Annotated in this window: 21 protein-coding genes; 10 read left to right on the top strand and 11 right to left on the bottom strand. The window is 74.0% G+C overall.

Annotation, left to right across the window (positions count from 1 at the left end; genetic code table 11):
• Positions 1–45: 45 nt before the first annotated feature.
• Entirely contained in the window at positions 46–576 is a 531-nt protein-coding gene (locus HIR71_RS02460; protein ID WP_169323073.1) for a MarR family winged helix-turn-helix transcriptional regulator, read from the top strand.
• A gap of 7 nt (positions 577–583) precedes the next feature.
• On the opposite strand, the gene HIR71_RS02465 is transcribed toward HIR71_RS02460, so the two are convergent.
• The 4 genes from HIR71_RS02465 to HIR71_RS02480 are packed head-to-tail and all read right to left on the bottom strand — an operon-like array spanning position 584 to position 4,463.
• Positions 584–2,107 carry an SDR family oxidoreductase gene (locus HIR71_RS02465; RefSeq protein ID WP_311836034.1) on the bottom strand — a complete coding sequence of 508 codons (1,524 nt, stop codon included), beginning with the start codon at positions 2,105–2,107 and terminating at the stop codon, positions 584–586.
• Positions 2,108–2,127: 20 nt separating this feature from the next.
• Entirely contained in the window at positions 2,128–4,068 is a 1,941-nt protein-coding gene (locus tag HIR71_RS02470) for a helix-turn-helix domain-containing protein (protein ID WP_169323074.1), read from the bottom strand.
• Positions 4,069–4,122: 54 nt separating this feature from the next.
• Positions 4,123–4,293 carry a hypothetical protein gene (locus HIR71_RS02475; RefSeq protein ID WP_169323076.1) on the bottom strand — a complete coding sequence of 57 codons (171 nt, stop codon included), beginning with the start codon at positions 4,291–4,293 and terminating at the stop codon, positions 4,123–4,125.
• Positions 4,290–4,463, bottom strand: coding sequence for a hypothetical protein (locus tag HIR71_RS02480; protein ID WP_169323078.1), 174 nt, complete (start codon positions 4,461–4,463; stop codon positions 4,290–4,292). The genes HIR71_RS02475 and HIR71_RS02480 overlap by 4 nt, the downstream gene beginning before the upstream one ends.
• Before the next feature lie 262 nt (positions 4,464–4,725).
• Between HIR71_RS02480 and HIR71_RS02485 the strand changes: the two genes are divergently transcribed.
• From HIR71_RS02485 to HIR71_RS02495, 3 genes are all read left to right on the top strand, one after another.
• A complete protein-coding gene (locus tag HIR71_RS02485) occupies positions 4,726–6,591 on the top strand; it encodes an HNH endonuclease signature motif containing protein (RefSeq protein ID WP_169323080.1) in 1,866 nt (621 codons plus the stop codon).
• A gap of 201 nt (positions 6,592–6,792) precedes the next feature.
• Positions 6,793–7,542, top strand: coding sequence for an alpha/beta fold hydrolase (locus HIR71_RS02490; protein WP_169323082.1), 750 nt, complete (start codon positions 6,793–6,795; stop codon positions 7,540–7,542).
• Positions 7,521–8,351 (top strand): esterase/lipase family protein, encoded by an 831-nt coding sequence (locus tag HIR71_RS02495; protein ID WP_311836035.1) that lies wholly within the window; start codon positions 7,521–7,523, stop codon positions 8,349–8,351. Before HIR71_RS02490 ends, HIR71_RS02495 begins: the two co-directional genes overlap by 22 nt.
• A 59-nt stretch (positions 8,352–8,410) precedes the next feature.
• Here HIR71_RS02495 and HIR71_RS02500 read toward each other — a convergent pair whose 3' ends face one another.
• The 3 genes from HIR71_RS02500 to HIR71_RS02510 all read right to left on the bottom strand — a co-directional run bounded on the left by HIR71_RS02500 (position 8,411) and on the right by HIR71_RS02510 (position 10,673).
• Positions 8,411–8,713, bottom strand: coding sequence for a hypothetical protein (locus HIR71_RS02500; protein ID WP_169322868.1), 303 nt, complete (start codon positions 8,711–8,713; stop codon positions 8,411–8,413).
• Between the two features lie 156 nt (positions 8,714–8,869).
• Complete coding sequence (locus HIR71_RS02505; protein ID WP_169323084.1) at positions 8,870–9,331, bottom strand: GNAT family N-acetyltransferase; 462 nt, start codon at positions 9,329–9,331, stop codon at positions 8,870–8,872.
• 328 nt (positions 9,332–9,659) lie between these two features.
• Complete coding sequence (locus HIR71_RS02510) at positions 9,660–10,673, bottom strand: Gfo/Idh/MocA family protein (RefSeq protein ID WP_169323085.1); 1,014 nt, start codon at positions 10,671–10,673, stop codon at positions 9,660–9,662.
• Between the two features lie 246 nt (positions 10,674–10,919).
• Between HIR71_RS02510 and HIR71_RS02515 the strand changes: the two genes are divergently transcribed.
• The 6 genes from HIR71_RS02515 (at position 10,920) to HIR71_RS02540 (ending at position 16,627) form a co-directional block, all read left to right on the top strand.
• Positions 10,920–11,729: an ATP-binding cassette domain-containing protein gene (locus HIR71_RS02515; protein ID WP_311836036.1), complete on the top strand. Its 810-nt coding sequence runs from the start codon at positions 10,920–10,922 to the stop codon at positions 11,727–11,729.
• Complete coding sequence (locus tag HIR71_RS02520) at positions 11,722–12,447, top strand: ABC transporter ATP-binding protein (RefSeq protein WP_169323089.1); 726 nt, start codon at positions 11,722–11,724, stop codon at positions 12,445–12,447. The genes HIR71_RS02515 and HIR71_RS02520 overlap by 8 nt, the downstream gene beginning before the upstream one ends.
• A gap of 110 nt (positions 12,448–12,557) precedes the next feature.
• Positions 12,558–13,823 (top strand): ABC transporter substrate-binding protein, encoded by a 1,266-nt coding sequence (locus tag HIR71_RS02525; protein WP_169323091.1) that lies wholly within the window; start codon positions 12,558–12,560, stop codon positions 13,821–13,823.
• 88 nt (positions 13,824–13,911) lie between these two features.
• Positions 13,912–14,781 (top strand): branched-chain amino acid ABC transporter permease, encoded by an 870-nt coding sequence (locus HIR71_RS02530; protein WP_169323093.1) that lies wholly within the window; start codon positions 13,912–13,914, stop codon positions 14,779–14,781.
• Positions 14,778–15,779, top strand: coding sequence for a branched-chain amino acid ABC transporter permease (locus tag HIR71_RS02535; RefSeq protein WP_169323094.1), 1,002 nt, complete (start codon positions 14,778–14,780; stop codon positions 15,777–15,779). The genes HIR71_RS02530 and HIR71_RS02535 overlap by 4 nt, the downstream gene beginning before the upstream one ends.
• A gap of 257 nt (positions 15,780–16,036) precedes the next feature.
• Entirely contained in the window at positions 16,037–16,627 is a 591-nt protein-coding gene (locus HIR71_RS02540; protein ID WP_169323096.1) for a GNAT family N-acetyltransferase, read from the top strand.
• Here HIR71_RS02540 and HIR71_RS02545 read toward each other — a convergent pair.
• The 4 genes from HIR71_RS02545 to rraA form a co-directional block, all read right to left on the bottom strand.
• Positions 16,599–18,557 carry a helix-turn-helix domain-containing protein gene (locus HIR71_RS02545; RefSeq protein ID WP_211373681.1) on the bottom strand — a complete coding sequence of 653 codons (1,959 nt, stop codon included), beginning with the start codon at positions 18,555–18,557 and terminating at the stop codon, positions 16,599–16,601. The two genes, HIR71_RS02540 and HIR71_RS02545, sit on opposite strands and share 29 nt — an antisense overlap.
• 43 nt (positions 18,558–18,600) lie before the next feature.
• Positions 18,601–19,386 (bottom strand): 3-hydroxybutyrate dehydrogenase, encoded by a 786-nt coding sequence (locus HIR71_RS02550; protein WP_169323100.1) that lies wholly within the window; start codon positions 19,384–19,386, stop codon positions 18,601–18,603.
• Between the two features lie 103 nt (positions 19,387–19,489).
• A complete protein-coding gene (locus HIR71_RS02555) occupies positions 19,490–20,548 on the bottom strand; it encodes an alpha/beta hydrolase (protein ID WP_169323102.1) in 1,059 nt (352 codons plus the stop codon).
• A gap of 86 nt (positions 20,549–20,634) precedes the next feature.
• Positions 20,635–21,204 (bottom strand): ribonuclease E activity regulator RraA, encoded by a 570-nt coding sequence (gene rraA, locus HIR71_RS02560; RefSeq protein ID WP_169323103.1) that lies wholly within the window; start codon positions 21,202–21,204, stop codon positions 20,635–20,637.
• Positions 21,205–21,211: the final 7 nt, after the last annotated feature.

Consider the following 21,211-nt stretch of genomic DNA (forward strand, 5'->3'; position numbering starts at 1 on the left):
GGTGTTTTGCTAGCCAGGCTAGCGATTCACGCTAGCATGCCCCGCATGGACCCGACCAGCCCGGAACCGGGCGGCTACTGGTACGAACCCGACATCGGGGACGACACCATCGTCGGCCTCCTCGCCGCGGTCCGCACGTTCCGCCGCGCGGACGCGGGGATGCGGCGCCGGTTGGGTGCCGAGATGGACATGAACGGCACCGATCTCCACGCGCTCCAGCTCCTGATCGCAGCCCAGGCACGCGGCGACGCGGTGACCCCGCGAGCGCTGAGCGCGCACCTGGCGATCTCGACCGCCTCGACGACCAAGCTGCTTCACCGGCTGACCGCGTCCGGGCATCTCACGCGCGCGCCGCACCCGACCGACCGGCGGTCGCTCGTCGTCGTCCCGACCGCCCACGCTCACCAGGAGGTGCGCGAGCGGCTCGCGGGGATGCACGCCCGGATGGCGGAGGTCGCCGGCGGGGTCCCGGTCGAGGCGCGGGCCGCCGTCGTCGACTTCCTGCGGGCGATGGCCGCCCTGCTCGACGCCGAGGTCCCGCCCGCCCCCCTCGCTCCGCGGACGCCGCGCGCCTGAGCGCGGGTCAGCGACGCCCGCCCGCGGCCTCGTGCGCTGCCTCCCGGGCCGCCGCGGCGATGTTGCGCTGCATGCCGCCGAACACCAGGCCGTGGAACGGCAGGACGCCCCACCAGTACACCTGGCCGAGCAGGCCGTGCGGGTGGTAGATCGCGCGCTGCCGGAAGACGGTCCGTCCCGCGTCGTCGCGGTCCGTGACCAGCTCCAGCCACGCGAGGCCGGGCAGCCGCATCTCGGCGCGCAGCCGGAGCAGCCGGCCCTCGTCGATCCGCTCGACGCGCCACCAGTCGAGCGCGTCGCCGACGGCCAGCTCGTGCGGGTGCCGGCGACCGCGCCGCAGGCCGGGACCGCCGAACAGCCGGTCCATCAGCCCGCGCGCGACCCAGCCGAGCTCCCACGAGTACCACCCGTGCGCGCCGCCGATGCCCTCGATGACGCGCCACAGGTCAGCGGGCGAGGCGTCGACGACCGTCTCGCGCTCGTCGACGTACAGGCTGCCGCCGGCCCAGTCGGGGTCCTCGGGCAAGGGGTCGCTCGGGGCGCCCGCCGTGCCGGCCGAGCTCCACGACGTGCTGACCTCGAACTCGCGGACCCGCTGCAGGGCGAGCTCGACCGAGGCGTCGAAGCCCAGCAGGCCCTCGGGCGGGTCGGGCACGTACCGGCGCAGGTCGTCCTCCTTGACCACGACCTCGTGGATGAGCGACTCCACGAGCGGTCGGGCCAGGCCCGAGGGGACGGGGGTCACGAGGCCGACCCACAGGCTCGCGAGCCGCGGCGTGAGGACCGGCAGGGTCCGGATGACGCGCGCCGGCAGCCCCGCGACGGCCGCGTACCGCTGCATCATCTGCCGGTAGGTCAGGACGTCCGGGCCGCCGATGTCGAACGTGCGGCTGACCTCGGCCGGCAGCCGGGCCGCGCCGACCAGGTAGCGCAGGACGTCGCGGACGGCGATCGGCTGGATGCGGTTGTCGAGCCACCGCGGCGCGACCATCGCCGGGAGTCGCTCGGTCAGGTAGCGCATCATCTCGAACGACGCGCTGCCCGAGCCGATGATGACGGCGGCCTGCAGCACCGCGGTCGGCACGCCGCTCGCGAGCAGGATCTCGCCGACCTCCGTGCGCGACTCGAGGTGGGGCGAGAGGTCGTCGGTCTCGGGGTGGAGGCCGCCGAGGTAGACGACGCGCCCGACGCCGGACTCGCGCGCCGCGGTCGCGAAGACGCGGGCGGTCCGACGGTCGGAGGCCTCGAACCGCGGGCCCGAGCCGAGCGCGTGGATGAGGTAGTACGCGACGTCGACACCGTCGAGCGCGGCCCGCAGCTGGTCCGGGTCCTGGGCGTCGGCGGCGACCACCTCCGCCTCGGGCCGCCAGGGCCGGCCGTCGAGACGCTCGGGGTGGCGCGCCATCGCCCGGACGCCGAAGCCAGCGGCCAGCAGCTCGGGGACGAGGCGACCGCCGATGTAGCCCGTCGCCCCGGTGACCAGCGCGAGCGGGCGGCGCTCACTGTCGCGCGTGGCGTCGGGCGGGGTCACCGCCTCAGTCTGGGGTCGGATCAGGCGGCGCGCTGGCTGAGCCGGTGCAGGCGCAGGGCCAGCTGGACCTCGAGGCTGCGCGACGGCTCGGTCCAGTCGGCGCCGAGCAGGCCCGTGACGCGCTCGAGCCGCTGGGTCACCGTGTTGACGTGGACGTGGAGCGTGCTCGCGGCCCGGCTGGGGCTTGCCCCCGCGGCGTAGTAGGCCTCGAGCGTGCCGACCAGGTCGCTGCGGCGTCGTGCGTCGTAGTCGAGCACGGGGCCGAGCACGTCGGCGACGTACCGGCCGACGTCGGGAGCGCCGCCGACGACGAGGCCCGCGAAGCCGAGGTCGGCCGCGGTCGAGCCGGTGCCGGGCGTCCCGAGCGCGACGAGCGCGTCCGCGGTCCGGCGCGCCTCCTCGTACGCGCGCCGCAGGCCCTCACGAGGCGTCACGGGGCCCGCCGCGCCGACGGTCACGGGGCCCTGGTGGCTGAGCCTGCTCGCGAGCTGCGAGGCGACGCCCGAGGCGTCCTCGCCGCGCACGAGCACCACGATGTCGCCGGCGTGCTCCGCCACCAGGCCGCCGCCGACGGACCCCGGCGTCGAGGTGCCCGGCCCGCTGCCGAGCAGCGAGCCACCGGCGACGACGGCGCCCGCCGCGAGCACGACGCTCCGGCGGGGCCGACCGGTCGCGGGGTGGCACACGGCGACCACGTGCGGCGCCGTGAGGTCGATCCCGACCGCGCGGGCCCGCGCGGCGAGCGTCGCCTCGTCCTGCGGCCGGCCCTCGGGCTGCGTGAGCAGGTCGGCCAGGAGGTCCGTGCGCATCTGGTGCTCGGTCTCCGCGGACTGCCGGCGGAAGAGCAGGAGAAGAGCGGTCACGACCGCGGCGCGCTCGAGCGTCCGCTGGTCCCCGGCGTCGAGCGGGCCGCGACCGCCGAGCACGAGCGTCCCCATCCGCTCGTCGGCCGCCGTGACGGCGGCGGCCCACACGCCGTCGGCCGACGCGAGCCGGCCCGAGGACTCCGAGGTGCGCACCGCCGGGGCCTGCGAGAGCGGGTCGGGGCCCGAGGTCGGTGCGAGCGGCGCCTGCGTCCCCTGGGTCGCGGTCCGTCGCCCCTCGGCGTCGATCACGACGACCCAGCCGCCGAGCAGCACGGCGAGCGCCCCGGCGATGTCGTCGACCCCGCCGCCGCCGAGCACGATCTCCGTGAACCGGTCGTGGGCGGCCGCGGCCCGCTCGGCGGACTCGGCCTGCCGCCGGACGGTCTCGTGCGCAGCCGACAGCGCCTCGAGAGCGTCCCGGGTATCCGCTGCGGCGTCCGCCTGGGCCAGCGAGACGGCGGCCAGGGCGGCGAGCGAGCCGAGCAGCGACACCTCCTCGGGCGTGAACGGGCGGGGGCCGCGGTTGGCCGCGAACAGCACGCCGACGAAGTCGCCGTCGACCAGGAGCGGCACGCCGCAGATGGCGACCAGGCCCTCCTCCTCGACGGCGGTGTCGATGTCGGTCGTGTGCCGGTAGCGCTCGTCGAGCGCGTACTCGGCGGTCCAGTGCGGGCGTGCGGTCTGCGCGACGAGCCCGCCCAGCCCGGCCCCCAGCGGCAGGCGCAGGGTCTGGAAGTGCGCGGAGACCGAGCCGTCGGTCGCGCGCATGTACGTGTCACCGACCTCGCGGTCGTGCACGGTCAGGTACGCGACGTCGGTGCTGAGCAGCGCACGCGCGCGACGCACGATCGCGTCGAGCACGCCGCGCGTGTCCCGCATCGACGCGAGCTCGCGCGCGGTGTCGACGAGAGCGCTGAGCTGCGCCTCGCGCCGCCGGCGCGCGTCGAGGACCGTCCGGACCCGCAGCGCGAGCGAGCGGGCGGCCGCGCCGGTCTCGGGGTCGACCTCCTGGATGGTGGCTGCGCGCTCCTCGAGTGCGTCCGCCGAGGCGTCCTCGGCGAGGAGGCGGAGGAGGTCGAGAGCCGTCTGCGGCATGCGGCAGATCCTCCCACAGCGGCACACGTGCCCCCAGAGGCCGGCAGTGCCGCGCTACTCGTCGGCGCCCGTCTCCTCGGTCTCCTGACCCGGCCGCGGGCCGGCCTCCTGCCGCAGCTGCGACGGCGAGGTGTAGCCGGGTTCCGGGCCGTCGCCGTCGGATCCGGGGGTCGACGGCGCGTCCTCGGGCTCGTGGTCAGGGTGCGGCCCGGGCTGCTCGCTCATCCTCGCTCCTCCTCGAGCTCGAACCCCGTGCCGTCGATCGCGTCCTGCCGGTCCGTCAGGCCGAGGTCGTCCGCGCGCGGCTCGAGGAGGTCGGCGTCCTGGGGGACCTCGACCGGCGTCTCGGGGATCGGCTCGAGCTCGTCGTCGGGCCTCGTCGCGTCCTCGCTCATCGGTGACCTCCGTGTCTCGTCGGGTGTGCTCGTCGTGTTGCGCTTCGTCATGTGTGCTTCGTCTGGTCGGCCCGCCGGCGTCATCGGCTCGCGGGCTCGCGGGCTCGCAACCCCCCGGGCTCGCGGGCTCGCGGTGGACCGGGTCGCCGGGCCGGAGCCCCTCCTCGTCCGGTGCGTCCGACGCTACGCCGCAGCCCCAGGACCGCCACTCGAGGTGCGCCGGGCCCGGGTGATGTCGGTGGCGCAGCGTAGAGTCGTACACGTGTTCGAATCGAGGGCTGAGGTGCGACGCGGCGGCTGCGTCGATGTGCCGCTGTCCGACGGCGACGTGGGCGTCGAAGCGCCGCTGTCCGCCGACGCGTCGCGGTCCGTGGACGCGTTCCTCGGGAGCGAGAGGTCGGGGTCCGCGGTCGAGGGCCGCGCGGTCGAGGGCCGCGCGGGGGCGCCCCTCGACGTGGTGTTCCGTGAGCTGGTGCGCGCGTTGGCCACGGGGGTCGGCCATCCCGCTGTGACGGCCCGCGGCCGCTCGGTCCCTCGTGGCGTCGCGCTCGCGGAGCTGCTCGACGAGCACCTGCCCGGCGTCGAGCTGGTCAAGACCCTGATCGCGCTCGACCCTGCCGAGCTGCACGACGCCGCGCTGGTCGAGGTGGTCGCCGCGTGGGAGCGGGTGGGGTCGTGGGTCGCCGGACGGCAGAGCGCCGCCGTCGCCGAGCTGGCCCACCGGCGCTCCGCCGCCACCGGACGTGTCGAGTTCGTCGTGGACGAGGTCGGCGCACGGCTCGGTGTCACCCGCGCCGCGGCCGAGGCGAAGGTGGTGCTGGCGCTGCACCTGGAGGAGATGCCCGAGCTGCGCGCGGGGCTGGCGACCGGCGCGCTCGACGTACGCAAGGCCACGGTCCTGTCCGAGGGCTTCCCGGGCACCCACGTGTCGGATGCGCGGGCCGCCCATCGCGTCCTGCTCCCCGATGCCCCGGGGCTCACGGTCCCGCAGCTGCGGGCGCGGATCCGGCAGCTCGAGCTCGCCGCCGACCCCGAGGCGGCCACGAAGCGTCACCAGCGCGCGACGAGCGACCGGTTCGTACGGCTGACGCCTGCGCCGGATGCGATGGCATGGCTCACCGCCTACCTCCCGGCCGACGACGCGATGTGCGTGTACACCGCGCTCGACGCCGTCGCGGGCTGCGCGTCCCCACAGGACGCCCGCGGGATCGATGCCAGGCGCGCCGACGTGCTCACGGGGGTGCTCGGTCACGTGCTCGACACCGGCGTCGTCCCGGCGGGCGTCGGCGGCGACGTCGGGACGCCGCTGCGCACGCGGCACGGGCGGCGCCCGCACCTGCAGGTCACTGCGGCGGCGACGACGTTGCTCGGCCTGGACGAGACGCCCGCCGAGCTCGCGGGGTACGGCCCGGTTCCGGCCGCGATGGCTCGCAGGATCGCGACCGACGCGACGTGGCGGCGCATCTTCACCGATCCCGCGACCGGGCAGCTCACCGGGATCGGACCACGCCGCTACCGTGCCGGGGCCGACCTCACCTCGACCGTGCTGGCCAGGGACGTCACCTGCACCTTCCCTGGCTGCCGCGTCGCAGCGGCCCGCTGCGACCTCGACCACATCCGCCCGTTCGACCACGTCTCAGCGGCGCGCAGCGACGAGCGCGCCTCAGCCGGTACCGAGCAGACGACGACGCAGAACCTCCATGCGCTGTGCCGCCACCACCACCGACTCAAGACCCACGCCGGCTGGTCGGTCACCCGTGACGACGCGACCGGGAGGACCCTGTGGACCGCGCCGACCGGGCACACCCACATTCGAGAGCCGGTGCCGATCGAACCCGCCCGGCTCGTCACCGACCAGGCCAGGCTCGTCGCCGTCCCCGCCCGACTCGTCACCGACCAGGCCAGGCTCGTCGCCGACCCCGCCCGACTCGTCACCGACCAGGCCAGGCACGTCCTCGCCGGGGACACCGTGGTGCCTTCCCACGCGATGCCGCTCGGGGGAGCCGTGCCCGAGCGACCAGGTGCCCCTCCTCGTGAGAGTCCGCACGGCCCGCCTCCCGACGCCGATCCGCCACGGTCCGACGCGCTTGGTGCCCGGTTCGACCGGGACGGTCCGCCACCGTTCTGACGTGCGCCTCTGACGTTGATGATGGAAGGGTCCGGCTCGGGGTGTGGCTCTGCCTCTGACGTGCGCCTCTGACGTGCGCCTCTGACGTGCGCCGCTCCGTCGCGGCACGCCACGCGCGGCCGGCGACTCGCCCGGACCCCGCTCGGCGCCCACGACGTCACTCGACCGGCGGCGCCGGGCCCCGGACCGTACGTTGCCTGCATGCACAGCTCTCGCAGGCATCGGACAGTGCGCTCGCGCGCCGGGGGCCACGACGTCGTCGCGACCAGAGCCGGTACGCCGGGTGCGCCGGCGTACGTGCTCGTGCACGGCATCGGCGTGTCGGGCCGCTACTTCGGTCCGCTGACGGATGAGCTGGCGGAGGTCGGGGACGTGCTCGTCCCCGACCTCCCCGGGTTCGGCCGCAGCGCGCGACCGCGGGAGGTGCTGTCGATCGCGGCGCACGCTCGCGTGGTCGCTGCGCTCGTCGCGGAGCACGGCCTCGTCGCCCCCGTGGTGGTCGGGCACTCGATGGGGTGCCAGATCGTGGCCGAGCTGCTCGCGGTACACCCCGGGACGGCGGCGCGCGGGGTCCTCGTCGGGCCCGTCACCAACACCCGCGAGCGCACAGCGGTGCGGCAGGGGATGCGACTGCTGCAGGACGGAGCCCACGAGCCGATGCGGGTCAACGCGATGATCACCGCGGACTACGTGCGGTGCGGTCCGCGCCGGTACGCGGCGACGCTGCCGCACATGCTCGACTACCCGCTCGCCGAGCGGTTGGGTGATGCCACCGCGCCCGTGGTGCTGGTGCGCGGGGAGAACGACCCGATCGCTCCGCGCTACTGGCTCGACGAGCTGGCCGCGGCGGCGCCCACCGTCGGCGTGGCCGAGGTCCCTGACTCGGGGCACGTCGCGATGTACACCGAGCCGGCAGTGGTGGCGGACCTGTGCCGCGGCGTGACCTGCTGACCGTGGGCCGGCGGCTCCGGCGCCCGACGACGGCGCCGCGGCCACGATCCGCGTCGCCCGCCGCGTCGCGCCGACGCCCGGTCCTGCCGACGACGACGCCGGCTCGCCGCGGGCGTCTGCCCACCCTCGCCCGCCGCGCGTGGTGGTGGCTCGCCGACTACGCCTACGTCACGTGGTGGCAGGTCGTCGGGCTCGTGGTCCCCGGGGGGGCCCAGGAGCTCCGCGTGCCGTCGGGCGGTGTACGCCCGCCGGTCGTGCTGGTGCCGGGGGTCTACGAGAGCTGGCGGTTCATGCGCCCGCTGGCCCGCGCGCTGCACGGGCACGGGCACGACGTGCACGTGATCCAGAAGCTGGGGTTCAACCGCGGCACCATCCCGGACATGGCGGCGCTGACCACGGAGCACCTCGCCGAGGCCGACCTGCGCGACGTCGTCGTCGTCGGGCACAGCAAGGGCGGCCTCATCGGCAAGTACGCCATGCTCCGGCTCGACCCGGAGCACCGGATCCGGGCGATGGTCACGATCAACACCCCGTTCGCGGGCTCGCCGTACGCGCGGTGGGTCCCGCTCGCCGCCGTGCGCGCCTTCGTCCCCACGGACACGGTGCTGGCGGGGCTCGCCGCCGAGCTCGAGGTGAACTCCCGCATCACGTCGATCTCGAGCCAGTTCGACCCGCACATCCCCGGCGGGAGCGCGCTCGACGGCGCGACCAACGTCCAGCTCGCGACGCCCGGGCACTTCCGGGTGCTCAGCGACCCTGCGCTCGTGCCGACGATCCTCGAGGTGCTCGAGCAGGCCCGCGACGCCTGAGGTCGGGCGCGCCTCGCCGGGTCACCGGCGTCGCGTCGGTCGGTAGGCCCGGCGTCGCGTCAGTCCGTGGGCTCGACCACGGGCGGATCGGGCAGGTCCACGTCGTCGGCCGGGTCCGCCGTCCCTGCGCCGGCCGTCCCCGCCGCTGTCGTCCCCGCCGCTGTATTCCCCGCCGCTGTCGTCCCCCCCGCCGTCGTCCCCCCCGCCGTCGTGCCCGCGTCGGCCTCGGCAAGCGGGTCGGTGATGTCATCCGGGTTCGGTGCCCACTCGTCACGGGGCTCCGGCGAATCGTCACGGGGCTCCGGCGAGCTCCCCGGCGAGACCCCGGCGTCCTGCGCCCCCTGGTCCGGCGTCTGCGACATGACAGCCCTCCTTGCATCGACCGGCGCGCGTCGGAGGTGGCGCCGCGGACCACGACGCTACGCGCGGATCCGGCCCGCGTCACCGGGGAACCGTGGACGCTTCGACCGGCTCGTGCGTGCGCGACCCGCTCGCAGCCGGTGACCGTGCCGGTCGAGTCAGGTCCGCTCGCGCAGGTGCGTCACGTCGCCCCGCGCGCGAACGGCCCCTCCCGTCCGGTCAAGGGTGAACCCGAGCGCCTCGGCCCACGCGGCGGACCGCTCGTCGGGCGCGGTGCCCTCGAGCCCGCACACGCTCGCCGGGAGCCGGCGCAGCGCATCGTGGAGCAGGGCGGCCGCGACGCCGGTGCGGCGGTGCTCGGGGGTGACTCCGAGGGCACGCAGCTCCCAGCGGGAGCCGTCGACCTCGACGAGGGAGAGGTAGCCGACGATGGCGTCCCGCACCTCGCAGACGAGCACGAACCCGGCCGTCCCGTCGACCGGCTCCGGGCCGGGGGCCACGAAGGTCTCGAACGCGCACGCGTCGTCGACCAGGGCCCGGTGCAGCGTCCACAGCACCGCGGACTCGGACGGGATCGCGGGCCGGACGCGGCGTCGTCGACCCCGTGCCTGACCGTGCACGGGAGCACCGGCTGCGGCACGTGCACGGCGCGGGCGAGGGAGGACGTGCGCGGGTAGGGCCATGCCCCCAGGGCACCACGCCGGACTGCCGTCCACCTGGGACCCAGGTCCCTGCTCCGCGCTGTCCGCGTCACGAGCCCCAGCGGCCACCGACGCCGACCCGTTCGACGACGACCTCGGCGGCGCTCTCCGACGACTTCTCGCCACCCGCGGCCGGAACGCGTGGCCGGAACGCGTGGCCGGAACGCACGGCCGGAACGCACGGCCGGAACGCGCTGCCGGCAGCGGCGCGCTGCCGGCAGCGGCGATGCCGGGCGGTCGGGGAGGATCATCGGCACGACGTCCCGTCGGTGCCGTCCATCCCGTCGGTGCCACCGGTCCCTCCGGTGCGGTCGGTGCCACCGGTCCCGCCGGTGCCCCGAGCGCCGGCGTGCTGCTCGACGTGCCGCACGACGTGCTCGCACAGCTCGTGCGTGCGCAGCGCGTCGGTGGCGTCGAGGTGGTGGCCGTCCCGGACGGCGGTGAGGAACGCGTCGCACATCGCCTCGAACCCGCGCAGCCGGGTCGCGGGCGCCCAGCCGTCCCGACGGCGGACCACCTCGCCGCCGTCGAAGTCGACGACGTCGGCGAGGTCGACGACCTGACGTCGCCGCCCGTCCCCGATCACGTCGAGCCCCTCGTGCGCCGTCCCGGCGGTCCAGCTCATGACCCCGATCGCGAGCCGACCGGCTCCTGTGAACCGGACCGCGACGCGCCGGCACGAGCCGTCGTCGGCGGTGCGGACGGAGACCTCCACGTCGTCGGGCTCGAGCGCGCCGTCAGCGCGCGGGACGAGGAACCGCAGGGTGTCGACGACGTGGATGAAGTCGTCGAAGACCATGGCGCGAGCCGACCCGAGCGCGAGCTGGCGGTGCTTGTGGAGCACCACCACGTCGCGGTCCGGCCAGTCGGCGAGCTCACGGATCGCGGGCGCGTGGCGCCGGTTGAACCCGACCGCCAGGGAGACCCCGAGCCGTGTCGCGGTCTCGACGACCTCGCGCGCCGAGGCCAGGTCCGTGGCGATCGGCTTGTCGACCAGCACCGGCACCCCGTGACCGAGCAGCGTCGTCACGATCGCGGGATGCGTCTGCGACGGCGTGTGCACGAAGGCCGCGTCGAGGCCGGCCACGAGCGCCTCGTCGACCGAGCGGAACCGGTCGCGGACGCGGTACCGGTCGGCTGTCGCCGCGAGCCTGGCGGGGTCACGGGTCACCAGCACGGGCACGACGCCGAGGGTCGCCGTGAGCACCGGGAGGTACGCCTTGGTCGCGATGTCCCCGAGACCGACGATCCCGACGCGCATCCCGCATCCCTCCACCGACCCGGCGCCGGCGGCGTCGGTCCCGTCAGGGTAGGGCCTGCGGGCTCCCCACCCCCCGGCTGCAGATACGGCGCGAATCGCGCGAGATCGCGCCGGACATGGTGGTCGAGCCCATGGACCTCGGTTGGACTATGTCCCGACGACCCATGTATGCCTGCTGCCCAGGTCCCTAGCGTTGCGGGACACGGCGATGGCGCACGGTGCGCCTCGGTATGGAGGTGGAGTGGCGTGAAGGCTGCCGACGCGGACCACACGAGCACACGTGCTGATCATCGGCCGTCGCTGGGCGGCGCCCTGCTCACGACGTCGGGCCTGACGAAGTCGTTCCGCGGGTTCACCGCCGTCAACGGCGTGGACCTGCAGGTCCGGGAGGGCTCGGTCCACGCGCTCGTCGGGCCCAACGGCGCCGGGAAGACGACGCTGTTCAACCTCCTGACCGGGTTCCTCGCACCGTCGTCGGGCACGGTCACGCTCGCGGGCCAGGACGTCACGGGTCTGCCGCCCGAGAAGATGGCGCACCTCGGCGTCGCACGCTCGTTCCAGATCACGAGCCTGTTCGACCAGCTCACGGCGACCGAGCACCTGGAGCTCGCGCTGCAGAGCTCGACGGGCCAGGGCCTGAAGTTCTGGCGGTCGGACGTCCTCATGGGCCGGTTCGCCGACCGCTCTGCCGAGCTCCTCGAGGAGGTCGGCCTGTCCGACCAGGCGCACGAGCCCGCCGGCGCGCTCGCCTACGGCCGCAAGCGCGCGCTCGAGCTCGCCATCGCGCTCGCGCTCGAGCCGCGACTGCTCCTGCTCGACGAGCCCACCGCCGGCATGGGGATCGAGGACGTGAGTCGCACGATCGAGCTCGTGCGCCGCGTCGCCGTCGGCCGCACGGTCGTGTTCGTCGACCACAACATGCACGTGGTCGGCAGCCTCGCCGATCAGGTCACGGTGCTCCAGCAGGGTCGCGTGCTCGCCGAGGGCCCCTACGACGCGGTCCGGACCGACCCGCGGGTGATCACCGCGTACCTGGGAGAGGAACAGGATGACTGAGCCCAAGGCGGCCTCGCTCGACGACGGACTCGTGGTCGAGGGACTGTCCGCGTGGTACGGCGAGGCGAGGGTGCTGAACGACGTCTCGCTCCACGTGGGCGCCGGCGAGGTGGTCACGCTCGTCGGCCGCAACGGCGCCGGCAAGACGACGCTGCTGCGCTCAGTGATGGGCCTGCACAAGCACCAGGAGGGCGCGGTCCGGTTCGACGGGACCGACCTCTCGAAGCAGGGTCCGCACCGGCGCGCGCGGGCCGGCCTCGGCTGGGTGCAGGACGACCGCGGCGTCTACGCGACCCTGACGGTCGAGGAGAACCTGCTCCTCCCGCCGGTCACGGGGGCCGACGCCTGGCCGCTCGAGCGCATCTACGACTCGTTCGGCGTGCTCGCGGACCGCCGCGCGGCACCCGGCACGACGCTCTCGGGCGGCGAGCAGCAGATGCTGGCGATCGCGCGGGTGCTGCGCACCGGCGCCCGGATCCTGCTCCTGGACGAGCCGACGGAGGGCCTCGCGCCCGTGATCGTCCAGCGCATCGGCGAGATCATCCGCACCGTCTCTGCGGACGGTGTCGCCGTGCTCCTTGTCGAGCAGAACGTCAGGTTTGCGAGCACCGTGGCGCACCGCCACTACCTGCTCGCACAGGGCCGGGTTGTCGAGCACCTCGGCAACACCGAGTTCAAGGAACGACGCGAGGAGCTGCTCGAGCACCTCGGGATGTGACCAGGCACACCACGACCGGCTCGCGGCGAACCCGCACGCGGTCCACGCACAACGCACCACCACTCGCGGCGCCAACGGCGGCGTCGCTCTCACGAGGGAGACACCGAACCATGCGACACAAGACCACCACGGCGGCCGCTGCGGCGCTGTCCGGCGCGCTGCTCCTCGCGGCGTGCGGGCAGGCCGGGCCGACGGCCCAGACGGGCGAGGACGAGCTGACCGACGGCAAGGTCGTGCTGGGCGTCCTCAACGACCAGTCCGGCGTGTACAAGGACCTCTCGGGCCCGAACAGCGTCGAGGCCGTGAAGATGGCCGTCGAGGACTACAAGGCCGAGTACGGCGACGACGCGGTGGCGACCGAGATCGAGGTCATCACCGCGGACCACCAGAACAAGCCCGAGGTGGCGAACACCAAGGCGCAGGAGATGTACGACCGCAACAAGGCCGACGCCATCTTCGACGTCCCGGCCTCGTCCGCGGCGCTCGCCGTCGCGACGCAGGCGAAGGAGAACAAGAAGCTCTACTTCAACATCGGCGCGGCGACGACCGAGCTCACGGGCGCGCAGTGCAACAAGTACACGTTCCACTACGCCTACGACACGTACATGCTCGCCAACGGCACGGGCAAGACCGTGACGGAGCAGGGCGGCACCAACTGGTCGATCATCTACCCGGACTACGCGTTCGGTCAGGACATGACCAAGTCGTTCACCACGGCGATCGAGGGCTCGGGCGGCGCGGTCGTCGAGGCGATCCCGACGCCGTTCCCGAACGACAACTTCGCCACCTTCCTCACCAAGGCGGCCGCCAGCAACCCCGACGTCATCGGCTCGATGCAGGCCGGCGGTGACCTGATCAACTTCGTCAAGCAGTACAACGAGGCGGGTCTGCGGGACCAGGGCATCGAGCTCGCGGTCGGCCTCATGTTCATCACCGACATCAACTCGCTCGGTGTCGACCAGTTCGCCGGGACCACCTTCACCGAGGCGTGGTACTGGAACTACGACGACGAGAACCGTGAGTGGGCCGACCGGTTCATGGAGATCACGGGCACCCGACCCTCGTTCGCGCACGCGGCGAACTACTCGGCTGCCAAGCAGTACCTCGACGCCGTCCAGCGTGCGGGCACCGACGACGCGGACGCCATCGTGAGCGAGCTCCAGGGGTACAAGGTCAACGACGTGTTCCTGCGCAACGGCGAGTTCCGCGCCGAGGACAACCGCGTCGTGCACGACGCCTACCTCGCCAAGGTGAAGGACGAGGCATCCGTGAGCGAGGACTGGGACTACGAGGAGATCCTCGCCACGATCGACGCGAGCGAGGCGTTCCGCCCGGTCGAGGACTCCATCGCCGCGGGCTGCAACCTCGGCAGCTGACGACGGAGGGCGTCCCGGGACGCAGGTCCCGGGACGCCCGCCCCGCAGTCCCGCCAACCGTCGCGGTGCGACACAGGAAAAAGGACCTATGAACGAGATCCTCCAGTACACGGTCCAAGGACTGGCCGCCGGGAGCTTCTATGCCCTCGCCGCGCTCGGCCTGGCCGTCATCTTCGGTGTGCTCGGGGTGGTGAACTTCGCCCACGGCGCGTGCTACATGCTGGGCGCGGTCGTCTCGGCGCTCCTCCTGCAGAACTTCGGCCTCGGCTTCTGGCCGGCGCTGGTCGTCGTGCCGCTCATCATGTTCGTGTTCGGCATCCTGCTCGAGCGGCTGCTCGTGCGATTCCTCGTCGCGCTCGACCCGCTCTACAACTTCCTGCTGACGTTCGGCCTGAGCCTCGTGCTCGTCGACCTGATCAAGCGGCAGTACGGCGTCTCGGGCCTGCCGTACACGCGGCCCGAGATCCTCAGCGGTCAGGTCACCGTGGGTGACGTCCGGCTCCCGACCTTCCAGCTGTTCGTCTTCGCGTTCTCGCTGGTCGTCTGCGTCCTCGTCTGGCTGCTCCTCACCAAGACCCGGATCGGCATGATCGTCCGGGCGTCGACGGAGCGGCCGGAGCTGACCCGCGCGCTCGGCGTCGACGTCGGCCGCTGGGTCACCCCGGTGTTCGGCTTCGGCATCGCGCTCGCCGGCCTGGCGGGCGTCCTCGCGGCGCCGTTCCGCGCCATCACCGCCGACATGGGCAGCAACTTCGTCATCATCCTCTTCGCCGTGGTCGTGATCGGCGGGCTGGGGTCGGTGCTGGGCGCCGTCGTCGCCGGCTTCCTCGTGGGGCTGGTCGAGGCGTTCGGCCAGGCGTACGCGCCGACCTTCGCGCAGGTCGTGATCTTCGTGGTGATGGCCCTGGTCATCCTGGTGAAGCCATCAGGTCTCTTCGGACGGGAGGAGTCGCGATGACGTCGGCCCCCACAACGATCACGAGCGTCGCCGCGGCGGCCAACCACCTGGCGTCCCGGCGCAGCCCGCTCCGCTGGGTCCTGCTGGCGGTCGGGCTCCTGGCCGCGCTGTCGCTCCCGTGGCTGGTGTACCCGCCGCTGGCCATGGACATCGCGGCGTGGGCGCTCTTCGCCATCGCGCTCGACCTGCTGCTCGGGTTCACGGGACTGCTCTCGTTCGGCCACGCCGCCTTCTGGGGCGGCTCGGCCTACGTGACGGGCCTCGTCGCGATCAACGTCGGGGTGCCGTTCCCGGTGGCCATCCTCGTCGGCGCGCTGTTCGCGATGCTGCTCGCGGTGCCGATCGGCTTCCTCTCGGTGCGCAGCAGCGGCATCTACTTCGCGATGGTGACGCTCGCCTTCGCCCAGATGCTGTACTTCTTCGCGAACCAGTGGCGCGACGTCACGGGCGGCGAGAACGGGCTCCAGGGCATCCCGCGGAACTTCTTCGGCATCGAGCTGATCGAGACCGACCCGTTCTACTTCTACTACGCGGGCCTACCGATCGTGCTGCTCGGCATGTGGGCCGCCTGGCGGATCATCCACTCGCCGTTCGGCAAGGTGCTGGTCGCGATCCGGGACAACCCCGCGCGCGCCAGCGCGCTCGGGTACGACGTCCAGCGGTACAAGGTCATGGCGTTCGTGATGTCCGCGGGCCTGGCCGGCACGGCGGGTGGTCTGTTCTCGATCAGCCACGGCTTCGCGTCGCTGCAGGAGCTGAACTGGACGACGTCGGGCAAGGTCGTGCTCATCACCGTGCTCGGCGGGATCGGCACGCTGTGGGGCGGCACGATCGGTGCCGCGCTGGTCGTCATGCTCGAGGACTGGCTCGCGACCTCGGGTTTCGAGGGCATCGGGATCATCACCGGCACGGTGTTCGTCATCGTCGTGCTCGCGTTCCGCCGCGGCATCTGGGGCACCGTTCGTGACCTCAAGGCACGGTTCCGATCTCGGACGTAGCGAGGTCATGAGGCCGGCCGGCGTCCGTGCGAGGTCGGGTCGGCACCGGCACGGCAGAGGGGTGCGACGCTCAGGCGTGGCACCCCTCGCGCCGTCCGCGCCGCCGCCACGCGCCGCCGCCACGCGCCGCCCGGTCCACGGGCCGCCCGGTCCACGGGCCGCCCGGTCCACGGGCCGCGCCCGGTCACGGGCCGCCCGATCCACTTCCGACCGGTCCCGGGGGCGGATCGTCGGTGGGCGCGCGGCACACTGGTCCGATGGAGATCCGGACGCCACGCCTGCACCTGAGGCGCTGGCGGGCCGACGACCTCGGCCCGTTCGCCGAGCTGAACGCCGACCCGGAGGTCATGGCGCACTTCCCCGCGCCCTTGGACCGGGCGGCGAGCGACGCGCTCGCTGCCCGGGCCGACGCGGTCCTCGAACGGGACGGCTGGGGGCTGTGGGCGCTCGAGGTCACCGAGGGCGCGGACGCTGGCGCGTTCGCCGGCTTCACCGGCCTCGCGGTGCCGACGTGGCCCGCCTCGTTCGGGCCCTGCACGGAGGTCGGCTGGCGCCTGGCTCGCTGGGCATGGGGCCGCGGCTACGCGACCGAGGCGGCCCGCCACGCCGTCGAGCACGGCTTCCGCTACCTGGGCCTCGGCGAGATCGTCTCGTTCACGGCGCGTACCAACGCGCGGTCACAGGCCGTGATGGAGCGGCTCGGGATGCGGCGGGATCCCGACGGTGACTTCCTCCATCCCCGCGTCCCGAGCGGGCACCCGGTCGCCCCTCACGTGCTCTACCGGCTCGGCGCCCGGACGTGGTGCGCGAGCTCGACGCTCAGCGATCGCGCGGGGCCGTCCCGTTGAGCCGATGGAGGCGAAGCGCCAGCTGGACCTCCATGGCGCGCCCCGGCGCGGCCCAGTCCGGGCCCAGGACGTGCGCGACGCGCTCGAGCCGTTGCGCGACCGTGTTGACGTGGACGTGCAGCGCGCCCGCCGCCCGGCTCGGGCTCATGCCCGCCGCGAAGTACGCCTCGACGGTCCCGAGGAGGTCGCTGCGTCGTCGGGCGTCGTAGTCGAGCAGCGGTCCCAGCACGGACGTCACGTAGCGTCCGACGTCGGGCGTGCCGCCCACGACGAGCCCGGCGAAGCCGAGGTCGGTCGCACAGGCCCCTCGGCCGGGTGTGCCGAGCGAGATGAGGGCCTGCGACGTCCGGACGGCCTCGGGGTACGCCTCGCGCAGCCCGTTCTCGGGCACCACCGGACCGGCGGCGCCGACCGTCACCGGTGTGCCCGCGCCGCTCAGCCGCTCCGCGAGCCGGGTCGCCACGGTGGACGGGTCACCTCCCGGGACCAGAACCACGACGTCGCCGGCGTGCTCGCCGACAAGGCCGGGATGGCCGGGACGACCGCGCCCGGGAGCGGTGAGCTCCTCGAGGAGCTCAGCCGCAGCGACGACCACGCTCCGGCGCGACTGCCCGGGTGCCGGCTGGCACACCGCGAGGACGTGCGGCTCGCTGAGGTCGATCCCGAGGAGGCGGGCGCGCGCCGGCAGCGTCGTCACGTGCGCGGTGGACGCGTCGGGCGAGAGGAGGTCGGCGAGGAGGTCGGTCCGCACCCGCAGCTCGCTCTCGGACGCCTGCTGGCGGAACAGCAGCAGCAGCGCGGTGACCACGGCGGCGCGCTCGACCGTGCGCTGGTCGTTCGCGTCGAGGGGCTGGCGGCCGCCGAGCACCAGCGTGCCCATCCGGTCGCCCGCGGCTGCGACGGCGGCGGCCCAGATGCCGCCCGAGGCGGCGAGCCGCCCCGACGAGTCGGACGCCCGGACGGCGGCACTCGTCGCGAGCGGGTCCGTGCCGCCCGTCTCGGGTGGCGGGCCCTCCCCGTGGGCAGCCGTGCGCCGTCCCCGGGCGTCGAGGACGACCACCCAGCCGCCCAGCAGCTCGGCGAGGGCCGACGCGATGTCGTCGACCCCGCCGCCGGAGAGCACGATCTGGGCGAACTGGTCGTGCGCGGTCGCCGCGCGCTCCGCCGCGGTGGCCTGACGGCGCACGGTCTCGTACGCGACCGACAGCGCCGACAACGCCTCCTGGGTCTCGGCCGCCGCGCGAGCCTGCACGATGGAGACCGCGGCGAGGGCCGCGAGTGACCCGAGGAGCGAGACCTCCTCGTGGGTGAACGGTCGCGGGCTCCGGTTGGACGCCATGAGCACGCCCACGAACTCCTCGTCGACGAGGAGGGGCACGCCGCAGATGGCGACGAGACCCTCGTCCGCGACCGCGTTGTCCAGCTTCTCGGCGTGCTGGAACCGGAGGTCCGCGAAGTAGTCGGTGGTCCAGTAGGGGCGCCTGGTCTGGGCGACGAGCCCGCCGAGCCCTGTGCCCAGCGGTAGTCGCACGGACTTGAACACGGGGGAGACGGCGCCGTCCGTCGCGCGCATGTAGGTGTCACCCCGCGCCTTGTCGTGCAGCGTCAGGTGCGCGACGTCGGTGCCCAGCAGCGTGCGGGCGCGGCGGACGATCGCCTCGAGCACGTGGCCCGGGTCGCGCATGGAGGCCAGCTCGCGGGCCGTGTCGACGAGCGCGCTCAGCTCGGCCTCGCGGCGCCGCCGGGCGTCCAGCACGGCGCGGACGCGGAGCGCGAGCGGCCGCGCGGCAGCCCCCGCGCCCGGGTTCGCCGCCTCGACCTGAGCAGCCTGCTGCTCGAGCAGCTCGGCCGGCGCGTCCTCGGCGAGCAGGCGCAGCAGCTCGAGCGCCGTCTGCGGGGCAGCACCGACCCGGCCGCCCACCGTCGTCACGGCCTCACCCCGACGCGCTCCACCATGGCCCCCTGCCTGTCGTCTACTGCGCGGTCCATCCGCCATCCATCGCGAACGACGCACCGGACACCGACGCGGAGGCCGGCCCGCACAGGAACGCCACCATGTCGGCGACCTCCCACGGCTCGATGAGCCGCTTGACGGCGACGCGGCCGAGCATCACGGTGCTCACGACGTCGTCCGGCTCGATGCCGTGCGCCTGCGCCTGCGCCTCGATCTGCTTCTCCACGAGCGGGGTGCGGACGTACGCCGGGTTCACGCAGTTGCTCGTGACGCCGTGCGGCGCTCCCTCGACCGCGATGACCTTGCTGAGCCCCTCGAGCCCGTGCTTGGCGGAGACGTAGGCCGACTTGAAGGGGCTCGCCCGCAACCCGTGCGCGCTCGACACGTTGACGATGCGGCCCCACTCCTGCGCGTACATGTGGGGGAGCACGAGGCGGGCGAGCCTGAACGGTGACTCGAGCATCAGCCGGAGGATGAACGAGAACCGCTCCGGCGGGAACTCGTGCACCGGCGAGACGTGCTGGACGCCCGCGTTGTTGACGAGGATGTCGACGTCTCCCGGCAACGCGTCCACGGCGTCGAGGTCGGCGAGGTCGCACACGACGGGGGTGACGTCGTCGACCCTCGCCACGAGCCTGTCGAGGGCCGCGCGGTCGCGGTCGACCGCCACCACGTGCGCGCCCGCGGCGACCAGGCGCTCGACGCAGGCCGCACCGATGCCGCTCGCGGCACCCGTCACGATGGCCCGTCGTCCGCGCAAGGTTGGCGTGCCCGACTGGCCGGCCGCCGGTGGCTGGGTGCTCATGCCAGGTCACGTTATGGCGACGAAGCGCTCCGATCCGTGTGCTTGCGCCATGCAGTTGGACCCCGCGGAGTGGCGGGCGCACACAGGTCCGCGCGCGGAATCGTCAACGACCGGCGTCGAGGCTCTCCGCGAGCGCCTTCGCGAAGTCCGCCGGGGCCTCGAGGTGCGGGCTGTGCCCGGCGTCGTCGAACACGACCTCGGTCCACCGGCCGCCCGCGGCCCCGTACCGCTCGAGGACCGCGCGCGTCTGGGCGACCATGGGCTGCGCCGGGAGCACGTCCGCGCCGGGCCAGCCGGGCACGACACCGAGCGAGCCGAGGTGAGCCAGGTCGAACGCCGACGTGTCGCTGACGATCTGGTCCGCGGCCCCACGGAACCAGGCGATCGGCGGCTTCGGGTCGATCAGGTGCAGGTCGTCGATCCGGAAGTACGTGGGCGCCATCGTGTTGAGCACGCCGCGCGGACCGGGCCCGAAGCCGGGCCAGCCGGGCACCGTGGCGCTGTCGCCGGGGTAGACGCCGTCGGCGACGTGGGTGCTCAGCATCGACTCGACGTAGACGTCCAGCAGCTCGGGGACGAAGGGCGGCTTGACGTAGTAGGACAGCAGGACGCGTCGGGGCGACGCGGCGTCGTCGGCCGACGTGTCGTGCGCGGCGAGGCGCCGGACGAACTCGGGGTTCACGCTGCCGCCGCCCGCGCCGGCCGCGTCCGGGTCGGTCAGGTCGCCGTCCAGGCCCCGCGTCGCTCCGAAGCCGTACGGCGACACCGGGTTGACGAGGGTCAGTGAGCGCACCTGGTCGGGGCGGTCACGCAGGTACTGGAGCGTGACCCCGCCGCCCATGCTCCACCCGACGAGGTGGCACGGACCGAGCTCGAGCGCCTCGACCAGCGCGGCGAGGTCGTCGCTGTAGTCACGCACGCCGCGCGTCGCGTCGACCGGCAGCGCCTCGCTGTCCCCGAAGCCGCGCAGGTCCACCGCGAGGGGCCGGTAGCCCTCGGGCACGTCGAGCAGCGACTGCTGCCAGAACAGGCTCGAGGACACGTTGCCGTGCACGAACAGGACCGGCTGACCGTCGACGCGGTCCGGCCGCGTGATCGCGGCGAGCCGCGCCCGGGACGTGACGACCGTGGTCTGCTCGAGACCGGGAAGGAGCTGCGGCATGGGGGCCTCCGTGGTGAGGACGCGGGTCTGACCAGGCGTGTGCCGTGTGTAGCACGTCGGGGGCTCCCGCGCGGGGGAGTCGGGCGTCAGTCCACCGGAAGGACCACGATCCCGTCGTCGTCGCTCACCAGCTCGGAGCCCGGGGTGAAGACGGCCCCACCGAAGCCGACCGGGACGTCGCGCTCGCCCGCTCCCGTCTTCGCGCTCCTGCGCGGGTTCGAGCCGAGCGCCTTGATGCCCAGGTCGAGCGTCCGGAGCACCGCGACGTCGCGCACCGCGCCGTGCACGACGACGCCCGCCCACCCGTTCGCGACCGCGGACGCCGCGATCCGGTCGCCCAGGAGCGCGGTGCGCAGCGAGCCGCCGCCGTCCACCACGAGGACGCGGCCGTGACCCGGCTCCGCGAGCACGCTGCGGACCAGCGCGTTGTCCTCGTGGCAGCGGATCGTGACCACGGTGCCCCGGAAGTGCGCCCGGCCGCCGAGCTGGCGCAGCTGGAGGTCGCACGACTCGAGCTCCGGACCCCGCTCGTCGTGGAGGTCGGCGGTCGTGGGGCCGGCGGGCTCGGTCGGGACTGCGGGCTCGGTGGGGTGGGCGGGCTCGGTCGGGTGGGCGGGCTCGGTCGGGTGGGCGGGCTCGGTCGGGACGGTCGTCATGGGTGGG

This window comes from Cellulomonas fimi (assembly GCF_012952065.1).
Taxonomy (GTDB): Bacteria; Actinomycetota; Actinomycetes; order Actinomycetales; family Cellulomonadaceae; genus Pengzhenrongella; species Pengzhenrongella fimi_A.